At 71.2% G+C, this 17,866-nt stretch carries 12 protein-coding genes; 3 read left to right on the top strand and 9 right to left on the bottom strand.

From position 1 onward, the window contains the following. Positions 1 to 107 precede the first annotated feature (107 nt). Positions 108 to 668, bottom strand: coding sequence for a transcriptional regulator NrdR (gene nrdR / locus IE153_RS29430; RefSeq protein ID WP_189592822.1), 561 nt, complete (start codon positions 666 to 668; stop codon positions 108 to 110). 620 nt (positions 669 to 1,288) lie between these two features. On the opposite strand from nrdR, the gene lexA reads away from it, so the two are divergent. Next, positions 1,289 to 2,068 (top strand): transcriptional repressor LexA, encoded by a 780-nt coding sequence (gene lexA / locus IE153_RS29425; RefSeq protein ID WP_189592821.1) that lies wholly within the window; start codon positions 1,289 to 1,291, stop codon positions 2,066 to 2,068. A 168-nt stretch (positions 2,069 to 2,236) separates the two neighbouring features. Here the strand turns inward: lexA and IE153_RS29420 are convergent, their stop codons facing one another. The 4 genes from IE153_RS29420 to IE153_RS29405 all read right to left on the bottom strand — a co-directional run bounded on the left by IE153_RS29420 (position 2,237) and on the right by IE153_RS29405 (position 8,979). Next, positions 2,237 to 4,228, bottom strand: a complete 1,992-nt coding sequence (locus IE153_RS29420) for an ATP-dependent DNA helicase (RefSeq protein ID WP_189592820.1) — start codon at positions 4,226 to 4,228, stop codon at positions 2,237 to 2,239. A gap of 252 nt (positions 4,229 to 4,480) precedes the next feature. Further along, positions 4,481 to 5,206: a GNAT family N-acetyltransferase gene (locus IE153_RS29415; RefSeq protein ID WP_189592819.1), complete on the bottom strand. Its 726-nt coding sequence runs from the start codon at positions 5,204 to 5,206 to the stop codon at positions 4,481 to 4,483. 85 nt (positions 5,207 to 5,291) lie between these two features. Further along, a complete protein-coding gene (locus IE153_RS29410) occupies positions 5,292 to 7,277 on the bottom strand; it encodes an IucA/IucC family protein (protein ID WP_189592818.1) in 1,986 nt (661 codons plus the stop codon). A 247-nt stretch (positions 7,278 to 7,524) separates the two neighbouring features. Further along, on the bottom strand, positions 7,525 to 8,979 hold the full coding sequence (locus tag IE153_RS29405) for an aminotransferase class III-fold pyridoxal phosphate-dependent enzyme (protein ID WP_189592817.1): 1,455 nt from the start codon (positions 8,977 to 8,979) through the stop codon (positions 7,525 to 7,527). A 347-nt stretch (positions 8,980 to 9,326) separates the two neighbouring features. Between IE153_RS29405 and IE153_RS29400 the strand changes: the two genes are divergently transcribed. Next, positions 9,327 to 10,550 carry a trypsin-like serine peptidase gene (locus IE153_RS29400; protein WP_189592816.1) on the top strand — a complete coding sequence of 408 codons (1,224 nt, stop codon included), beginning with the start codon at positions 9,327 to 9,329 and terminating at the stop codon, positions 10,548 to 10,550. A 110-nt stretch (positions 10,551 to 10,660) separates the two neighbouring features. Here IE153_RS29400 and IE153_RS42445 read toward each other — a convergent pair whose 3' ends face one another. Beyond that, positions 10,661 to 10,795: a hypothetical protein gene (locus IE153_RS42445; protein ID WP_268251864.1), complete on the bottom strand. Its 135-nt coding sequence runs from the start codon at positions 10,793 to 10,795 to the stop codon at positions 10,661 to 10,663. A 15-nt stretch (positions 10,796 to 10,810) separates the two neighbouring features. On the opposite strand from IE153_RS42445, the gene IE153_RS29395 reads away from it, so the two are divergent. Beyond that, the gene (locus tag IE153_RS29395) at positions 10,811 to 12,010 is read left to right on the top strand and encodes a trypsin-like serine peptidase (protein WP_189592815.1); all 1,200 of its coding nucleotides are present in this window, start codon (positions 10,811 to 10,813) and stop codon (positions 12,008 to 12,010) included. An 82-nt stretch (positions 12,011 to 12,092) separates the two neighbouring features. On the opposite strand, the gene hflX is transcribed toward IE153_RS29395, so the two are convergent. The 3 genes from hflX to IE153_RS29380 all read right to left on the bottom strand — a co-directional run bounded on the left by hflX (position 12,093) and on the right by IE153_RS29380 (position 17,742). Continuing rightward, positions 12,093 to 13,586 carry a GTPase HflX gene (hflX, locus tag IE153_RS29390; RefSeq protein ID WP_189592814.1) on the bottom strand — a complete coding sequence of 498 codons (1,494 nt, stop codon included), beginning with the start codon at positions 13,584 to 13,586 and terminating at the stop codon, positions 12,093 to 12,095. 126 nt (positions 13,587 to 13,712) lie between these two features. Continuing rightward, the gene (locus IE153_RS29385; protein WP_229829246.1) at positions 13,713 to 15,329 is read right to left on the bottom strand and encodes a M1 family metallopeptidase; all 1,617 of its coding nucleotides are present in this window, start codon (positions 15,327 to 15,329) and stop codon (positions 13,713 to 13,715) included. A gap of 235 nt (positions 15,330 to 15,564) precedes the next feature. After that, a complete protein-coding gene (locus IE153_RS29380; protein WP_189592813.1) occupies positions 15,565 to 17,742 on the bottom strand; it encodes a RelA/SpoT family protein in 2,178 nt (725 codons plus the stop codon). Positions 17,743 to 17,866: the final 124 nt, after the last annotated feature.

Below are 17,866 nucleotides of genomic sequence, written 5' to 3'. Positions count from 1 at the left end.
GTGTTCTGTCTGGTGTTGCGGGCACCCACTCACGTCGCCCGCAACAGGTCTTCACATCGCCGCCGCCCGGCCGGGCCCGGAGCTGCCTTCCGGGTCCGGCCCGCCGGTCAGTCGGCGGCGCCGGCGGGCTGGGGGACCTGTTCCGCCCCTCCGGACCCGCGGTCGTCTTCCTGGCCCCCCGCGGCCGTGTCCTCGCGGTCTTCGTCGTCCGCGCCGGGGTGCCCCGTCTGCGTCCTGAGTTCCTCGATGGCCGCCTCGAAGTCGTCGAGCGAGTCGAACGCCCGGTAGACGGAAGCGAATCGCAAGTAGGCGACGAGGTCGAGTTCCTGCAGCGGGCCGAGTATGGCCAGCCCCACGTCGTGGGTGGTCAGCTCGGCGCTTCCGGTGGCCCGCACCGCCTCCTCGACCCGTTGGCCGAGCTGGGCGAGTGCGTCCTCGGTGACGGGCCGCCCCTGGCACGCCTTGCGCACTCCATTGATGACCTTCGTACGACTGAAGGGCTCGGTGACTCCGGACCGCTTCACCACCATGAGCGAGCACGTCTCCACGGTCGTGAAACGACGGGAGCAGTCAGGGCACTGACGGCGCCTGCGGATCGATGTGCCGTCGTCGGTCGTACGACTGTCGACGACACGACTGTCGGGGTGCCTGCAGAAGGGGCAGTGCATGAACTCCCAACCCTCCTCACAGCAGACTCAATAGCCTCGCCGGGCCTCTTGCGCCCCACGAAGCAGTCCCAAGCATAGGCGATGACCATGGGCCTCGAGACCCGGGGGACCACAACTTCTGGGCTGCTGATGCAATCCAACCACTAGATGTGGGGATTGGCTCATACATCGACACCGCTCCCGCGTGTCGCGCGCGGAGGAGCCGGTGGCACACGACGGGCCGAGCCCCACCGACCCGCATACCTGCGGAGGGCCCCCCGCGAACGGCCTTCCCGGGGACACGGACGGATCCGTTCCTGCACAGCCGTATCGCCGCGGCACATGCGGAGATACCGTGGGCGCCGCGAGGAGGGGACGTAGGACTCCCGCACAGATGAGGCCTGGTCCCGGGGCAGGGGAATGCCGAATGGCAGACTGGGGCACCAGTCCACGAGCGATCACCCCGGCGGTGAAGAGTACAGCAATGGGCCCTTTTGCCCGCCAGGTGGCGCGGCCGCCAATACACCCGGACACATGATCGCGTCCGGTGATTCGCGATTTTTCACTCGAACGTGTGTTTGGCGCAACCTTTCGAAAGCAACTACCGTTGTCCAGCAGGGAGACCATCGAGAGGGGCCGACGTGACCACCACCGCAGACAGTGCCGCCATCGCTGCCCAGGACCGCTCCCAGGGCCGACTGGAGCCGGTGCATGCGATGAACGAAGTTACGAACCCTGAGGGGCACAAGCGCTCCCTGCCGGGCCGACCTCCCGGCATCCGGGCGGACAGCTCGGGACTCACCGATCGCCAGCGCCGCGTCATCGAGGTCATCAGGGACTCCGTGCAGCGACGGGGCTACCCGCCGTCCATGCGGGAGATCGGTCAGGCCGTCGGCCTCTCCAGCACTTCCTCCGTGGCACATCAGCTGATGGCTCTGGAGCGCAAGGGCTTCCTGCGCCGCGACCCGCACCGCCCGCGGGCGTACGAGGTGCGGGGCTCCGACCAGGCCGCCTCGGTGCAGCCCACGGACACCGCGGGCAAGCCGGCCGCGTCGTACGTGCCGCTGGTCGGCCGCATCGCCGCAGGTGGCCCGATCCTCGCCGAGGAGTCCGTCGAGGACGTCTTCCCCCTCCCCCGGCAGCTCGTCGGGGACGGCGAGCTGTTCGTCCTGAAGGTCGTCGGTGACTCGATGATCGAGGCCGCGATCTGCGACGGCGACTGGGTCACGGTGCGCCGTCAGCCGGTCGCCGAGAACGGCGACATCGTGGCCGCGATGCTCGACGGCGAAGCCACTGTCAAGCGCTTCAAGCGCGAGGACGGCCATGTCTGGCTCCTGCCGCACAACGCGGCCTACGAGCCCATCCCCGGCGACGACGCGACCATCCTCGGCAAGGTGGTGGCCGTACTGCGACGCGTCTGACAGCGCGCACCGCGTCGGGTGGGCCCAACGGGCCCGCCCCCTGACCGGGCCCCGGGACCTCTGCGCCGGTTCCGGGGCCCTGCGCTGTCCGGGGGCAGACCGGGGCGCCGACTCGTGTGGTGGGGGCCGGCGGTCGGCCTGTGGCTGAGCCACCGGCCAACCCGCAGCTCATGCGTCGTCCGTCTGCCCGGCTGCCGTCTGCTGGGCAGACGCGTCGATCGCCGCCAGGGACTTCCGCACCTGGTTACGGTCCGTCGTGAACCAGAAGTCGGGCAGTGACGCCTTCAGATAGCTCCCGTACCGGGCCGTCGCCAGACGCTGGTCGAGGACCGCGACCACACCCCGGTCCCCCGACGCCCGTACGAGGCGGCCGGCGCCCTGAGCCATGAGGAGCGCGGCGTGGGTGGCGGCGACCGCCATGAAGCCGTTGCCGCCCGCGTCCTCGACGGCCTTCTGCCGGGCGCTCATGAGGGGGTCGTCCGGGCGCGGGAACGGGATCTTGTCCATGACGACCAACTGGCAGCTGGATCCCGGGACGTCCACACCCTGCCAGAGCGACAGCGTGCCGAAGAGGCAGGTCTTCGGGTCGGCCGCGAAGTTCTTGATGAGCTCGCCCAGCGTCTCCTCGCCCTGGAGGAGGATCGGGTACTCGGGGATCCGGGACCGGAGCTCTTCGGCGGCCAGCTGGGCCCCCCTCATCGAGGAGAACAGGCCGAGGGTGCGGCCGCCCGCCGCCTGGATCAGCTCCGTGAGTTCGTCGAGCATGTCCGCACGGTCGCCGTCCCGTGCGGGACGGGCCAGGTGCTTGGCGACGTAGAGGATGCCCTGCTTGCGGTAGTCGAAGGGTGAGCCGACGTCGATGCCCTTCCATTTCGGGACGTCGTCACCCTCGGTGCCTTCGGGGGACAGGCCCAGGGAGGCGCCCACACCGTTGAAGTCGCCGCCCAGCTTCAGCGTGGCGGACGTCAGGACCACGGAACGGTCCGCGAAGAGCTTCTCCCGCAGCAGACCGGAGACGGACATCGGGGCGACGCGCAGGGAGGCACCGAAGCGGTCATGGCGCTCGTACCAGACCACGTCCCACTCGGAGCCGTTCGTGATGCGCTCCGCCACGTCGTGCACGTTCTCCACGGAGGCCAGGGCCTGCTTGCGGACGGCGTCCTCGTCCTGGACGGACTTGTCGCGGGTCGCGCCGATCGCGGAGATGACCGTGCGGCACGCGTCGCGCAACGCCATGAGGGCGTAACCGAGGTCCTCGGGAATCTCCTCCAGACGGCCCGGCAGCGCCAGCTCCATCAGCCGCTCGAAACCCTCGGCTGCGGTCTGGAGCTGGTCCGCGGCCTTCTCGTTGACGAGTTTCGCGGCACGGCGCACCGCGCGGTTGACCTGGCCGGGGGTGAGCTCGCCGGTGGCGACTCCGGTGACCCTGGAGACCAGTTCGTGCGCCTCGTCGACGATCAGCACCTCATGCTGCGGGAGGACCGGGGCCCCCTCGATGGCGTCGATCGCGAGCAGCGCGTGGTTGGTGACGACGACCTCGGCGAGCTTGGCCCGCTCACGAGCCATCTCGGCGAAGCACTCAGCACCGTACGCGCACTTCGAGGCGCCCAGGCACTCCCGCGACGACACCGACACCTGGGCCCAGGCGCGGTCCGAGATGCCGGGCGTGAGGTCGTCACGGTCGCCGGTCTCGGTCTCATCGGCCCAGTCGCGCACGCGGAGGAGGTCCTGGCCCAGCTTGCTGGTGGGCGCGGCGGCCTCGAACTGGTCGAAGAGGCCCTCTTCCTCGTCCTGCGGGACTCCCTCGTGCAGTCGGTGCATGCACAGGTAGTTCGACCGGCCCTTGAGCATCGCGAACTCCGGGCGGCGACGTAGCAGGGGGTGCAGCGAGTCGACCGTTCTCGGCAGGTCGCGCTCCACCAGCTGGCGCTGCAGGGCCAGGGTGGCGGTCGCGACGACCACTCGCTCCCCGTGCGCAAGCGCGGGCACCAGGTAGCCCAGCGACTTGCCGGTACCGGTGCCGGCCTGGACCAGCAGGTGGGAGCCGTCGTCGATCGCTTCCTCGACGGCTTCGGCCATGGCCACCTGACCGGGGCGCTCCGTACCGCCGACGGCAGTGACGGCAGCATGCAGGAGTTCGGGGAGTGAGGGCTTCGTCATAGCGCGACCACCCTACGACCCCGCACTGACAAACGGGCGACCAAGGCGGGGACGGGGGACGGGATCAAGACCGTGGGCTCCTCGTTGAGGTGGTGGGGTGGGCTGTGGGCGGGCCGACCGGCTACGGGGATGAGGTCGTGGCGGAACCGCGCGAATGAGGTCCTGGCGGAATTGCCCGGCAGATTCGCGGCTCGGGCGGGAACTGCGGCGGGACGGACTGCGTTCAATGAGTGATGGCTCGGTGACACAGCGCTACAGCAGATGCCGGAGGGACCGGTCTCGGACCATGAGGGCGGCCCGCTTGGCGGGCAGGTCGACCTCGGCGGAGAACCGGAAGCCGGCCGTCAGGAATGCGGCTACGGAGGGGGTGTTGCGAATGTCGGGTTCAGCGATGACACGTGTGCAAGAGGGGCGCCGCGCGAGAACGAGATCGGTCACGGCCCGGAGCAACAGACCCCCGAGGCCGCGCCCACGATGCGCAATTCCGCCGACCAGGAGATGGATCCCCATGTCATGAGGCCGGGCCGGGTAGTGACGGGCCAGCGGGTCCAGATCCGCCCGGTAGATCTCCCAGTAGCTCATCGGCGCTCCGTCCAGAACACCGATGCACGGCACGCTGCGCCCGTCGCCGGCGAGCTGGGCCCACAGGTGGTCCTGCGTCACCTCCTGCGGTCCCGCCAGCTCCCAGAACGCCGCGGCGACGGGGTCGTTCATCCAGCGGCCGATGAGCGGAAGGTCGCGTTCGAGGCGCACGGGGACGAGGTGGAACCCGCCTGCGGGTGTGTCGACCGGGCCCCATTCGGCGACGCGGTCGAGGAGGTCGTCATGACAGGGGACGGAGTAAGCACGTGATGCCGAGTCCTCACCGGAGGCCCTGCCGAGATCCGGGGAGTCGGATCGGGACCCGGCAGCGCAGACCACGTCGGCCCTGCCAGGGACGGCGATACCGCTTTCGGCGATCGGCTCGGCGGGAGGCATCGAACACTCCTCTCATGAAGGGGGTGGGGCATGTCCTCAAGGAGGAAGGAGACAGGTCAGCAGTGGTCAGGAGCGATCAAGGCACTCAGGAGTGCAAGGGGTTGGCGATGGTGACGTAGACGGACTGGGTGTCGACCGGGCCTACGAGTTCATCCAGGCCGTGCAGCCGGGTCAGCAGGTTGGCTTTGCAGCGCAGGACGGGTGAGTCGAGCAACCGGGCCGGCAGTGAGCTGTGCAGCGGGGCGGGGCCGGAGGCCACGTCCCCCAGGAAGCGGCGGAAGGCGGCGAGCAGCAGCCGCTCGTCCGCCAGCCCCTGGGCGCCGAACGCGCCGATGAGGCCGAGCACGTTGTTGACCGCCAGGTAGTAGACGAGCCGCTCGTCGGTGACCTCGTCACGGACGAACGTGTCGCTCCGTTCTCCGATGCCGGGCAGCCGGTCGTCGAGCTCCGCGCGCCGGGACTCCCGGAAGTAGTAGCCCTGGTTGTCGCGGTAACGACCACCCGTGGGCCAGCCATCGGGGTCCAGCAGGAGCAGCGTGTTCTGCTGGTGCGCCTCGAGGGCGACGCCGGCCTCGCCGTCCAGCCAGAGGACGGGACGCACCACGTGCGCGAGGTAGCGCAGGAACCACTCGGCGGCGACAGCTCCGCGGGGCCGGCCGGTACGACGGGCGAGGCGGGTGACGACCTCGGCCAGCCGGGACCGCAGGGCCGGGCCGTGCTCCTCCGTACGCCCCGGGGCACCCTCCGGCGGAGTCGGGCACGGGCGCGGCGAGAGGAGTCCTGCGACGCAGGAGACGTCGTCGGAGGGGCTGAACGGGTTGTGGCGGATCACCACGTCCAGTCCGGGCACCGGGACGCCGTCGGGAGTGTCCACGGCGAGCCAGGCCGGGTCCCGGACGATGTCGAAGCCCGGATGCACGGCCCGCCACTGCTGGGCGAGGCCGCTGCGGAGCAGGCGGTGGACCTCGACGCCGCGGTGGAGTTCCTTGCGGAGGTTCTCGCGGCGGGAGTTGGTGATGCGCAGGCCCAGCGAGAGCTTGAGCATCGCGGGGGCGTGGGTTCGGTAGACGGTTCGTACGGAGGAGGTGGGGTGCCAGGGAGGGCCGTGGGTGCCGAGGTCACGGAGCAGCCCGGCGTCCAGCAGGGCAGCGGTCTCCGCACGGTGACGGATCTCGTGTGCCTGCCAGGGGTGCAGGGGCAGGAGGGCGTACCCGTCCGGCAGTGCCGGTGCGGTCCCGGCGAGGCGGGCGGTGAGCCGGGGCGCTGCGACAGGGCGCCCGCGTTCGGTCCAGGAGGACTCGGTGGCGAGAACGGAGGGAGCGACAGCCATCCAGTGCAGGGGGAAGGAGCCGTGCAACTCGGGTGAGTACAGGAGCGCTTCGGCGTCGGAGAGGCCTTCGCGGCTCTTGGGGCTCGGGTGCAGGGGGTGTCCGAGAACGAGTGCCTGTTCCGCGGACAAGAAGAGGTCGGGGCCGTCGGCCGGGGCTTCCCGGCGGGCGGTGACGAAACCGGCGACCCGGTGGAGGGAGTCGGCAACGGCCGCGACGAGCCCGGCGCCGTAGCCGAAGCCGGCGGTGGCGGGGCTGGGGGCGCCCGTGGGAAGGGAGTCGTGGGCGGGTCCGGTACCGGAGCCGTCTGAGGACGTCTCCCTCGTGAACAGGGCGGCGATCGTGACGGCGTCGGCCGGCGGGGCGTGGTCGGGCGCATCGGCGAGACGAGGGGGGCCGAAACGGTGCCAGCCCGTCGGGGACCAGTAGCGGACCGGCGCGAGGAGAGTCGTGCCGCTGGCGGGAAGGGGGATACGCAGGACGCCGTCTGCCGGGGCAGGCTGGTCGGCCTCGCGCGCCCAGCAGCGGAGCAGGTTCTCCACCGCGGCGGCCTGGGCGACGATGTGCGGGTCGGGATGCTCCAGGGGGTCGCCGTCTGGGCCTTCGCTCAGCCCCCGGACGGGTTTCGCGACCGGCCGCTGGTGAGGGATTCGCGGGTTCGGTGACGTCCCCGGCGGCCAGGCGCCGACGGAGCCGTGTCCAGGCGTCGGGGTGGGGTCGTCGGGGTGGGGGGTGGCGTTCACGACAGGTACCTCATGGGGTGGTTCGGATCATGCGGGGTGGGGGCGGCGGGCCGAGGAGCTCCACTCCGCTCGGCGCGGCCCGAGGGGGCGCGAAGTCGCGCAGGTGGCGGGCGTACGGGCCAGACCTAGGGCGCCTGGTCGCCCGGGCGCTGGTCGTCTGGTTGCCTGTCGGGCAACGCCTGGCAGGTGACCCGGCACCAACGCCCGGGCACGGCGTGGGCTCCCATGCCACTGGCGCTCGCCGCGTTCACGGTGTGGCTGCCGTGCCACCCCCTCGGCACCGGGCCGCTGCCCGGACCGCGTCGGCCAGGCGGTCCAGTACGGCCGCCGCCTGTTCGTCGGTGATGGTCAGAGGAGGGAGCAGTTGCACGACGCTCGCGTGACGGCCGCCGAGTCCGACGATGAGGCCGCGCCGCAAGCACTCCCGTTGGACCGCAGCAGCCAGTTCGGGGGCGGCGGGGAGCGGTCGGCGTCCACTGCCGGGCACCAACGACGCCGCCGCGTCGCCTTCCGCAGCCCCGGGACTACCTGTGAAGCCGCGCTCCCCCTCCCCGTCCGGATCCACCAGCTCGACCCCGATCATCAGTCCCCTCCCCCGCACATCCCCTACACACGCGAAACCGGAGGCCAGTTGCCGGAGTTGACTCAGCAAGCGCGCTCCCAGGGTCGCCGCGCGGTCGGCGAGGGCGTTCTCGCGGACGTGGGCGAGGGTCGCGGTGCCGGCGGCCATGGCGAGCTGGTTGCCGGGGAAGGCGTCGGCGGGGGTGCCGGGTTCCCGGGTGACGAGGTCGTCGCGGTAGACGACAACGGCCAGCGGGAGGCTGCCGCCGATGGCGTTGGAGAGGACCATCACGTCGGGAGTCACGCCGCTGTGCTCCACGGCCCAGAAGGCGCCGGTCCGGCCCACGCCCGTCTGGATCTCGTCGGCGATCAGCGGGACGGACCGGTCGGCGGTGAGCTGTCGCATGCGCCGCAGCCAGGAGTCCGGTGCGGGGAGCACGCCGCCCTCGCCCTGGACCGGCTCGACGAGCATCCCGGCGGGCAGCGGCACCCCGGACCCCGGGTCGTCGAGGAGGGACTCCGTCCAGCGGGAGGCGAGATCGGCCCCGCGCTCGCCCCCGACGCCGAACGGGCAGCGGTAGTCCTGCGGGTAGGGCAGGCGGGCCACCCGCGCGTCATGGGTGTTCGCGGACGGGCCGTCGAGGACTCCGGCTGCACCACCGCGACCGGCTCCGGTGAACGTCAGGAGGCCGCTCCGTCCGGTCGCCGTGCGTGCCAGCGCCCAGGCGGTCTCCACGGCTTCGCTGCCGGCCGGTCCGCAGAACCGCACCCGCGCCCGCTCGGCGAGGCCTGGCGGAAGAGTACGCAGCAGCTCGTCGAGGAAGGCGTCCTTGACGGGGGTCGCCAGGTCGAGGGCGTTCAGGGGTGCGCCGGAGTCGAGGACCTTGCGGATGGCCTCCAGGACGACCGGGTGGTTGTGGCCCAGGGCGAGTGTGCCGGCGCCGGAGAGGCAGTCCAGGTATCGGCGGCCGTCCGCGCCCTCGATGGTCAGTCCCCGGGCGCGCACCGGAACGATCGGCAGGGCACGGGCGTAGGTCCGGGCTGCGGGTTCGCGTGTGCCTTGGCGGCGCGGGGCTCCCTCGGGCGTGGAGCGCGGGACGGGGGCGGTGTGGTCGACGGCCCCGCCGGGGGCGGATTTCACCTGCGTACACCCCACAGCGGCCTCCTCCGACGCACGACCCCCATAGGTGGATTCCGCCACGGCTTCCAAGACCTCCCACTGGGCACGGGCACAGAGGACCGCATCCAGACAGCAGGCCCCCCATCCGCTAACAACCCCGGATCACTCACGGGGTTACGGGTTGCCTCAAGATCCTTTCCGTGACGGAACTGTTGCGGATCCGTCGGATCGCCCCCACAGCCACCGCATAGTGTGTGGTGCCGTTCCCGGACACCGTGAGGTCGCCCCGAAGTTCCCGCGAGACAGCGGGAATCGGGGGCGAAGCGCCGGTTCGTCCACGTTCGTTCCGTACCAGGGGGAGTCAGATCATGCGATCCACACGACCGTCGTCCCATACCGGCCGAGGAGGGAGGGCGCGCCGCGGGAACTCCCCCGTGCTGGCCGCGGTCGCCCTCGCCTCGGCGCTCGCGCTGACCGCCACCGCCTGCGAGTCGGGCGACGCCACGGCGGACGGTGAGGCCTCCGCGTCGGCCACCGCCTCCGACGACGGCAAGCTCAGGATCCCGGACGACATCAGGGACCGGCTCCGCGAGCACGGGATCGACGTCGACAAGTGGAAGAACGGCGCCTGGAAGAACTGGGACCGGGACGACTGGCTGCGCGAGGCGAACGAGTACATCAACCCGATCATCGAGGGGCTCTGGAACCCGGACCGCATGCGGGAGGCCGAGGAGCCCGACCAGGGCGTCGACGACAGCGACCTCTCCGGTGACCAGGGCGTGACCGACCCGACGCCCGAGCCGGTCGAGGCGCAGGCCGTGCCGCCGTCGTACCACGCCAACGCCCCCACGGCGGGGAAGGTGTTCTTCGACTCCCCCGAGGGCTCGGCGGTCTGCTCGGCGACCGTCGTGAAGGACCCGGCGCACCCGGGCAAGTCCAACCTCGTGTGGACGGCGGGCCACTGCGTGCACGCGGGCAAGAAGGGCGGCTGGTACCGCAACATCGCGTTCGTGCCGTCGTACAACGACGACGGCAGGCCGGTCGCGGAACTGGAGAACGCCACCCGCGAGGACGTCGCTCCCTACGGTGTCTGGTGGGGCGACTGGGCGCAGACCTCGGACCAGTGGATCGAGCAGGGCGGTTCGACGGGCGGTGACGGCGCGCCGTACGACTTCGCGGTCATCCATGTGACGCCGGAGAAGGGCAGCGGCGGCAAGTCGCTGGAGGAGATAGTCGGTTCGGCGCTGCCGGTCGACTTCAAGGCGCCCGCGGTGCCGCAGGTGAAGAGCGTCACGGCGATCGGCTACCCGGCCGCGCCGCCCTACGACGGGCAGAAGCTGTTCCGCTGCCAGGACCGGCCCGGGCGGCTGTCGGTCACCGCGTCGGATCCGACGATGTACCGCATCGGCTGCACCATGACCGGCGGTTCGAGCGGCGGTGGCTGGGTCGCGACCGGTTCGGACGGCAAGCCGGCGCTGGTGTCCAACACCTCGATCGGCCCGGTGACGTCGGGCTGGCTGGCCGGACCGCGCCTGGGCGACGTGGCGAAGGGTGTGTACGACTCGGTCAGCAAGAAGTACGCCAAGCGCTGACCGGCCGCTGAATCGCGCTGCCGGTGGGGCGGCGCACCCCGGGCGGCTTCCTCACGAGGCCCGGCCCGGGGGCTCTCGGAAAACCTTCACCGCCCCACCCCGGTAGCCCCTCAACTCCGCGGGCATAGTGGGGAGTCGCGCGGGAGCACCGACGCGCGCACCATGACATGCACACGCAGCGCCGCGCACCGACGCACCAGCACCAGCACCAGCACCAGCACCAGCACCACATTCGTACGCACCACGGGGGTCATCGCACCATGCGTTCCACACGTACGCCTGCATCCAGGCGTGGGCGGCGCACCGTCCTCGCCGCCACCGGGCTCGCCGCCGCCCTGGCGCTCACCGCGACCGCCTGCAACGGCTCCGAGGAGTCGGCGAGCGACAAGCCCGACGCCGGCAGTTCCCAGGCCGCCGCGGACGGCGGCAAGGTCAAGGTCCCGGCCGATCTCGCGGGCAAGCTCAAGGAGCACGGGATCGACGTCGACCGCTGGAAGGACGGCGGCTGGAAGGACTGGGACAAGGACAAGTGGCTCAGTGACGCCAAGGACTTCGTCAACCCGGTGATCGAGGGCCTCTGGAAGCCGGAGCGCATGCAGTCCGCCGACGAGGCCGACAAGACGGTCACGACGAAGGACGCGTCGGTCGGCCAGGGGGTCAGCGACCCGGACCCGGCGCCTGTCCGGGCACAGGCCGAGAAGACGCCGTACCACCGCAACGCGGCACCGGTCGGCAAGGTCTTCTTCGACTCCCCCGACGGCCCGGCCGTCTGCTCCGGCACGGTCGTCAAGGACGTGAACCACCCGGGCAAGTCCAACCTGGTCTGGACGGCGGGCCACTGCGTGCACGCCGGCGGCAACGGCGGCTGGTACCGCAACATCGTCTTCGTTCCGGCCTACAACGACCTCGGCAAGTCCGAGGCGGAGCTGAGCAACGCGAACCAGAGCGAGATCGCCCCGTACGGCAACTGGTGGGCGAACTGGGCCTCCACGTCGAACCAGTGGATCCAGGGCGGTTCGGAGACCGGTGGCGACGGAGCCGCGTACGACTACGCGGTACTGCACGTGAAGCCGGAGCAGGGCGCGAAGTCCCTGGAGGAGACGGTCGGCGCCGCGCTGGACGTGGACTTCTCCGCCCCGTCCGCGGCCGAGTCCCGCAAGATGGGCGCCTGGGGCTACCCGGCCGCACCGCCCTACAACGGCGAGAAGATGTTCAAGTGCGTCGACGTGCCCGGCCGGTTCTCGCTCAGCCCGTCCCTGCCGACGATGTACCGCATCGGCTGCGACATGACTGGCGGTTCGTCCGGTGGAGGCTGGTTCCGAGTCCTGAACGGCAAGTCGGTGCTGGTTTCCAACACCTCGATCGGCCCGGCCGACAACACGTGGCTGGCCGGTCCGCAGCTGGGCCGGGACGCCGAGGCGCTCTACCAGAACATGAGCAAGACGTACGGCGGTCAGTGACCCGCAGATGCTGAAGGCCCGCCCCCCCGTGACAGGGGGCGGGCCTTCTCGCGTCGCACGAGACGCGGGGCCTGGCTCGGGCTCAGAGCGCAGGCGTCGGAACGTACGGCATGAGTTCCGCCGCCAGCTCCTCGTGGACCCGCACCTTGAGCAGGGTGCCCTCCGGGGTGTGCTCCTCGGAGATCACCTCGCCCTCGTCGTGTGCACGGGCGACCAGCTTGCCGTGCGTGTACGGCACGAGCGCCTCGATCTCGACCGACGGGCGCGGCAGCTCGTTGTCGATGAGCGCGAGCAGCTCCTCGATGCCCAGGCCGGTGCGGGCCGAGACGGCGATGGACCGCTTCTCGACGCGCAGCAGCCGCTGGAGCGTCAGCGGGTCGGCCGCGTCGGCCTTGTTGATCACGACGATCTCGGGCACGTCGGTGGCGCCGACGTCCCGGACCACCTCGCGCACGGCTGCCAGCTGCTCCTCCGGGAACGGGTGCGAACCGTCGACCACGTGCAGGATCAGGTCGGACTCGCCGACCTCCTCCATCGTGGAGCGGAACGCCTCGACCAGGTGGTGGGGCAGGTGGCGTACGAACCCGACCGTGTCGGCCAGCGTGTACAGCCGCCCGCTCGGGGTCTCGGCCCGGCGCACGGTCGGGTCGAGGGTCGCGAACAGGGCGTTCTCCACCAGCACGCCCGCGCCTGTGAGGCGGTTGAGCAGCGAGGACTTGCCGGCGTTGGTGTAGCCCGCGATGGCCACGGACGGCACCTTGTGGCGCTTGCGCTCCTGGCGCTTGATCTCGCGGCCGGTCTTCATCTCCGCGATCTCCCGGCGCATCTTCGCCATCTTCTCGCGAATCCGGCGCCGGTCCGTCTCGATCTTGGTCTCACCGGGACCACGGGTGGCGAGGCCGCCGCCCTTGCCGCCGCCCATCTGCCGGGACAGCGACTGACCCCAGCCGCGCAGTCGCGGCAGCATGTACTGCATCTGCGCGAGAGCGACCTGCGCCTTGCCCTCTCGGGACTTGGCGTGCTGGGCGAAGATGTCCAGGATCAGGGCCGTCCGGTCGATGACCTTGACCTTGACGACGTCCTCGAGGTGGATCAGCTGGCCGGGGCTGAGCTCACCGTCGCAGATGACGGTGTCCGCGCCCGTCTCGACGACGATGTCGCGCAGTTCCTCGGCCTTGCCGGAGCCGATGTAGGTGGCCGCGTCGGGCTTGTCGCGGCGTTGGGTGACTCCGTCGAGCACCAGCGCACCGGCCGTCTCGGCGAGAGCGGCGAGCTCCGCGAGGGAGTTCTCCGCGTCCTGCACGGTTCCCGAGGTCCAGACGCCGACGAGGACGACCCGCTCCAGGCGGAGCTGGCGGTACTCGACCTCGGTGACGTCCTCGAGCTCGGTGGAGAGGCCCACCACACGGCGCAGGGCCGCGCGGTCGGAGCGGTCGAACTGATCGCCGTCCCGCTCTCCGTCGATCTCGTGGCTCCAGGCGACGTCCTCTTCCATCAGGGCATCGGCCCGAAAACCCTCGGGGTGGCTGTGCGCGAAGCGCTTGGAGTCCTGGGAAAAGGAAGAAGAGGAGGTCATTGGATCCTTACGTAGGTCGGAAACCGTTCACTGTCTGCAACGCACGGGCGGTCCGGGAGATTCCCGGCGTTCCGTGCCGCGACGACCAGAAGATGGTCGCACGGCACGGGGCGTCTCGTCACCGTGTTATCGGGCGGGCGTCATCGCCGGCCGGGCCTGCTTCTCGGGAGCCTCCGGCTTCTCCGCATGAGCCTCCGGCTTCTCCGCATGAGCCTCGGGCTTCTCCGCCGGGACCTTCGGTCTCCCCGCAGGAGCCTTCGGGTTCGCGGCAGGAGCCTTCGGCTTCCAGTCCGGGTGCCCCGGCATCGGCGGGGTCTTCTCGCCGTACAGCCAGCCCTGGAAGAAGCCGTCCAGGTCGCGCCCGGCGATCTCGGTGGCGAGCCGGACGAAGTCCTCCGTCGTGGCCGTGTCGTCCTGGTGGCGGTCGACCCATGCGCGTTCCAGGCGTTCGAAGGCCGGGCCGCCGATCTCCTGGCGCAGGGCGTACAGGACGAGCGCGGCGCCGTCGTAGACGTTGGGCCGGAAGATGCTGGTCTTGCGGCCGGGGTCGGGCGCCTTGGGGGCGGCGGGCGGTCCGCCGGCGGCGCGCCAGCGGTCGGAGGAGGCGTAGGCGGCCTTCATCCGGTCCCGCATCGGCTTGTCGGCCCGCTCCTCGGCGTACAGCGCCTCGTACCAGGTGGCGTGCCCCTCGTTGAGCCACAGGTCGGACCAGGTGCGGGGGCCGACGCTGTTGCCGAACCACTGGTGGGCCAGCTCGTGGACCATGATCGACTCGACGTACCACGCGGGGTAGACGGGGTCGGTGAAGAGTTCCCGCTCGAAGAGGGAGAGCGTCTGGGTCTCCAGTTCGAAGCCGGTGGAGGCGTCGGCCATGAGCAGGCCGTACGTCTCGAAGGGGTAGCGGCCGACCTTGCTCTCCATCCAGGCGATGTGGCCGGGGGTCTTCTCCAGCCAGGGTTCGAGCGCCTTGCGGTGCTCGGTCGGGACGACGTCCCGTACGGGCAGGCCGTGCGGGCCGGTGCGGTGCAGCACCGTGGAGCGGCCGATGGAGACCTGGGTGAGTTCGGTGGCCATGGGGTGCTGGCTGCGGTAGGTCCAGGTCGTGGACCCGCCGGACTTCTTTACTCCGGCGGGCAGGCCGTTGGCGACGGCCGTGTGACCGTCGGGTGCGGTGACCCGGATGGTGAACATCGCCTTGTCGGAGGGGTGGTCGTTGCACGGGAAGACCAGGTGCGCGGCGTCGGCCTGGTTGGCCATGGCCAGGCCGTCCGCGGTGCGCACCCAGCCGCCCTCGCGGTCCTTGACGGGCACGGGATCACTGGTGTGCCGCACAGTGATCCGCATCCAGTTTCCGTCCGACACGGAGTCCTCGGGCGTGATCACCAGGTCCTCGCCGGCGGTGCGGAACTCGGCGGGGTCGCCGTCGACCTCGACCGACTCGACGGTGCCGTGGGCGAAGTCCAGGTTGACGTGGTCCAGGTCGGCGGTCGTCCAGGCGTCGATGGTGGTGACGGCCCGCAGCGGTTCGCTGTTGTTGCCCGGATAGGTGAACGAGAGGTCGTACGAGGCCACGTCGTAGCCCGGGTTGCCGAGGTACGGGAAGAGCCGGTCGCCGACGCCGAGCGGGACGACGGGGGCGCTCGCTGCCACGAGGCAGACGGAGATCGCCGAGGTGAGCAGAGCGGCGGCGGTGCGACGCCGCCGGATGGAGGTGGTGGCCTGGCTGTGGGGGATCAGGAGCATGCCCCACGGCTATCAGCGCGCGGGTGAGCCGCGGGGACGGCGCGCTCTCGTCCCACCCGAACCGGGGACCGGAGTCTGCGCCGGGTGCCGTCCCGGCCGCGAGGTGAGGCCGCCGGGGCCGGGGCCTGCACCGCCCTGGGGCGTCCCCGCGAGTCCCGGCGAGCCCGGCGACTTGACGGGGCTGTGCGGGGCGAGCCCGGGCAGCTTGACAGGGCTGTGCGCAGGCCCTGACCGGTCAGCCGCCCTGTGGCTGCGGCTGGGCCCGGCTGACGTCGTACACCCCGGCCACATTGCGCATCGCGCGCATCAGGGCGGGCAGGTGGCCGGCGTCCGGGAGTTGCACGGTGTAGGTGTGCCGCACCTGCTGCTGGGTCGGAGGCTCGACGGTCGCCGAGACGATCTCGGCGCCCTCGGAGGCCATGGCCTCGGTGAGGTCGGCCAGCAGATGGGGACGGACGAACGATTCGGCGACCAGCGTGACCCGGCACTCGGCGGTCTCCCCCCAGCGCACGCCGACCTCCGCACGCCCCCCGTCCTTCATGCGCGCCACCGCGGCGCACTCCACGCGGTGCACGGTGACCGCTCCTCCGCGTACCGCGAAGCCGGTGATCTCGTCGGGCGGTACGGGCGTGCAGCAACGGGCGAGCCGGACGGTCGCGTCGGGCAGGTCGGCGAGGACATGGCCGGTGCCGGGGCGGTCGGCGGGCTGCTCCGAGGGCGCGTCCGGGTCGGGTACGTCGACGGGCCGCAGGGCCGACCGGTCCCCGGCGATCCGCGCCTCGCCCTGCTGCTGGGATTCCGCCTGCGCCGGATGGGCGGTCAGCCACCGCTGGATGGCGATCCGGGCCGCGGGGGTGTGGGCGTGCTCCAGCCACTCCCGGGAGGGCTCCGACGCCGGGTCCTGGCCCATGAGGAGCTGAACGGTGTCGCCGTCCCTCAGCACGGTGCTCAGCGTCGCCAGGCGGCCGTTCACCCGGGCCCCGATGCAGGCGTGCGCGTCCTCGCCGTACTGCGCGTACGCGGCGTCCACGCAGGTCGCGCCCTCGGGCAGGCCGAGGGTGCCGCCGTCGGGCCGGAACACGGTGATCTCGCGGTCCTGGGCGAGGTCCTCGCGCAGGGTCGACCAGAAGTGGTCGGGGTCGGGTGCCGCCTCCTGCCAGTCGAGGAGCCGGGAGAGCCAGCCGGGTCGGGTGGGGTCGACGCGTTCGCCGTCGGCCGGGTCCTCGGGGGCCGGTGCGTACGGGTTGCCGAGGGCGATGACGCCGGCCTCGGCGACCTTGTGCATCTGGTGCGTGCGGATCAGGACCTCGACGACCTGACCGTCCTCGCGTGCCACGGCCGTGTGCAGCGACTGGTACAGGTTGAACTTCGGTACGGCGATGAAGTCCTTGAACTCCGAGACCACCGGCTTCATACAGGTGTGCAGTTCACCCAGGACGCCGTAGCAGTCGGCGTCCTCGTTCACCAGCACCAGGACGCGGCCGAAATCGGAGCCGCGCAGCCGGCCGCGTTTGCGGGAGACGCGGTGCACCGAGACGAAGTGGCGGGGCCGGATGAGGACTTCGGCCGTGATGTCCGCCTCGCGCAGCACCCCGCGCACCTCGTCGGCGACCTCGGCGAGCGGGTCGTCCGCGCGGGCCGCGTTGCGGACGATCAGCTCCCTGGTGTGCGCGTACTCCTCGGGATGCAGGATCGCGAAGACCAGGTCTTCCAGTTCGGTCTTGAGCGCCTGGACGCCGAGCCGTTCGGCGAGCGGGATGAGCACGTCACGTGTCACCTTGGCGATGCGCTCCTGCTTCTCGGGGCGCATGACGCCGAGGGTGCGCATGTTGTGCAGCCGGTCGGCGAGTTTGATCGACATGACACGGACGTCGTTGCCGGTGGCGACGAGCATCTTGCGGAAGGTCTCGGACTCGGCGGCGGCGCCGTAGTCGACCTTCTCCAGTTTGGTGACGCCGTCGACGAGGTAGCGGACCTCCTCGCCGAACTGGTCGCGTACCTGGTCGAGCGTCACGTCCGTGTCCTCGACGGTGTCGTGCAGCAGGGACGCGGTCAACGTCGTGGTCTCGGCGCCGAGTTCGGCGAGGATCAGGGTCACCGCGAGCGGGTGCGTGATGTACGGCTCGCCGCTCTTGCGCATCTGGCCGCGGTGCGAGGACTCGGCCAGGACGTAGGCGTGGCGCAGGGGTTCGAGGTCCGCGTCGGGGTGGTGGGCGCGGTGGGCCTCGACGACATGGCTGATGGCGTCGGGCAGCCGGCCGCGGGCGGCGGGGCCGAGCAGGGCCGCGCGGCCGAGGCGGCGCAGGTCGATCCGGGGGCGGGCCTTTCTGTGGGGGGCTGTCGGCGTCACCTGTCCTGACACCGCGCCCGGCATCGGGCCTGGGGTCACGGAATTCGTGGCCTCCGCACTCATGGGCACCTCCGGCTGCGTCAACCGGCGGACGGGGCGCCCCAGAGCGGACACGGCTCGGGGAGCGGCTTCGGTCCCCCGTCCGGGCCGGTGCTTGATGCTACCGAGCCCACCACGCTCGACTGAC

The organism is Streptomyces massasporeus (assembly GCF_014648995.1).
GTDB lineage: Bacteria > Actinomycetota > Actinomycetes > Streptomycetales > Streptomycetaceae > Streptomyces > Streptomyces massasporeus.
The sequence above is the reverse complement of the archived record's forward strand: the minus strand, read 5'-3'. Positions and strand labels throughout refer to the sequence as shown.

Coding starts and splice junctions, on each gene's coding strand:
- IE153_RS29395 (WP_189592815.1), top strand. CDS start 10,811: ATGCGTTCCACACGTACGCCTGCATCCAGGCGTGGGCGGCGCACCGTC.
- IE153_RS29400 (WP_189592816.1), top strand. CDS start 9,327: ATGCGATCCACACGACCGTCGTCCCATACCGGCCGAGGAGGGAGGGCG.
- IE153_RS29380 (WP_189592813.1), bottom strand. CDS start 17,742: ATGAGTGCGGAGGCCACGAATTCCGTGACCCCAGGCCCGATGCCGGGC.
- IE153_RS29385 (WP_229829246.1), bottom strand. CDS start 15,329: ATGCTCCTGATCCCCCACAGCCAGGCCACCACCTCCATCCGGCGGCGT.
- IE153_RS29420 (WP_189592820.1), bottom strand. CDS start 4,228: ATGACGAAGCCCTCACTCCCCGAACTCCTGCATGCTGCCGTCACTGCC.
- hflX (WP_189592814.1), bottom strand. CDS start 13,586: ATGACCTCCTCTTCTTCCTTTTCCCAGGACTCCAAGCGCTTCGCGCAC.
- IE153_RS29415 (WP_189592819.1), bottom strand. CDS start 5,206: ATGCCTCCCGCCGAGCCGATCGCCGAAAGCGGTATCGCCGTCCCTGGC.
- nrdR (WP_189592822.1), bottom strand. CDS start 668: ATGCACTGCCCCTTCTGCAGGCACCCCGACAGTCGTGTCGTCGACAGT.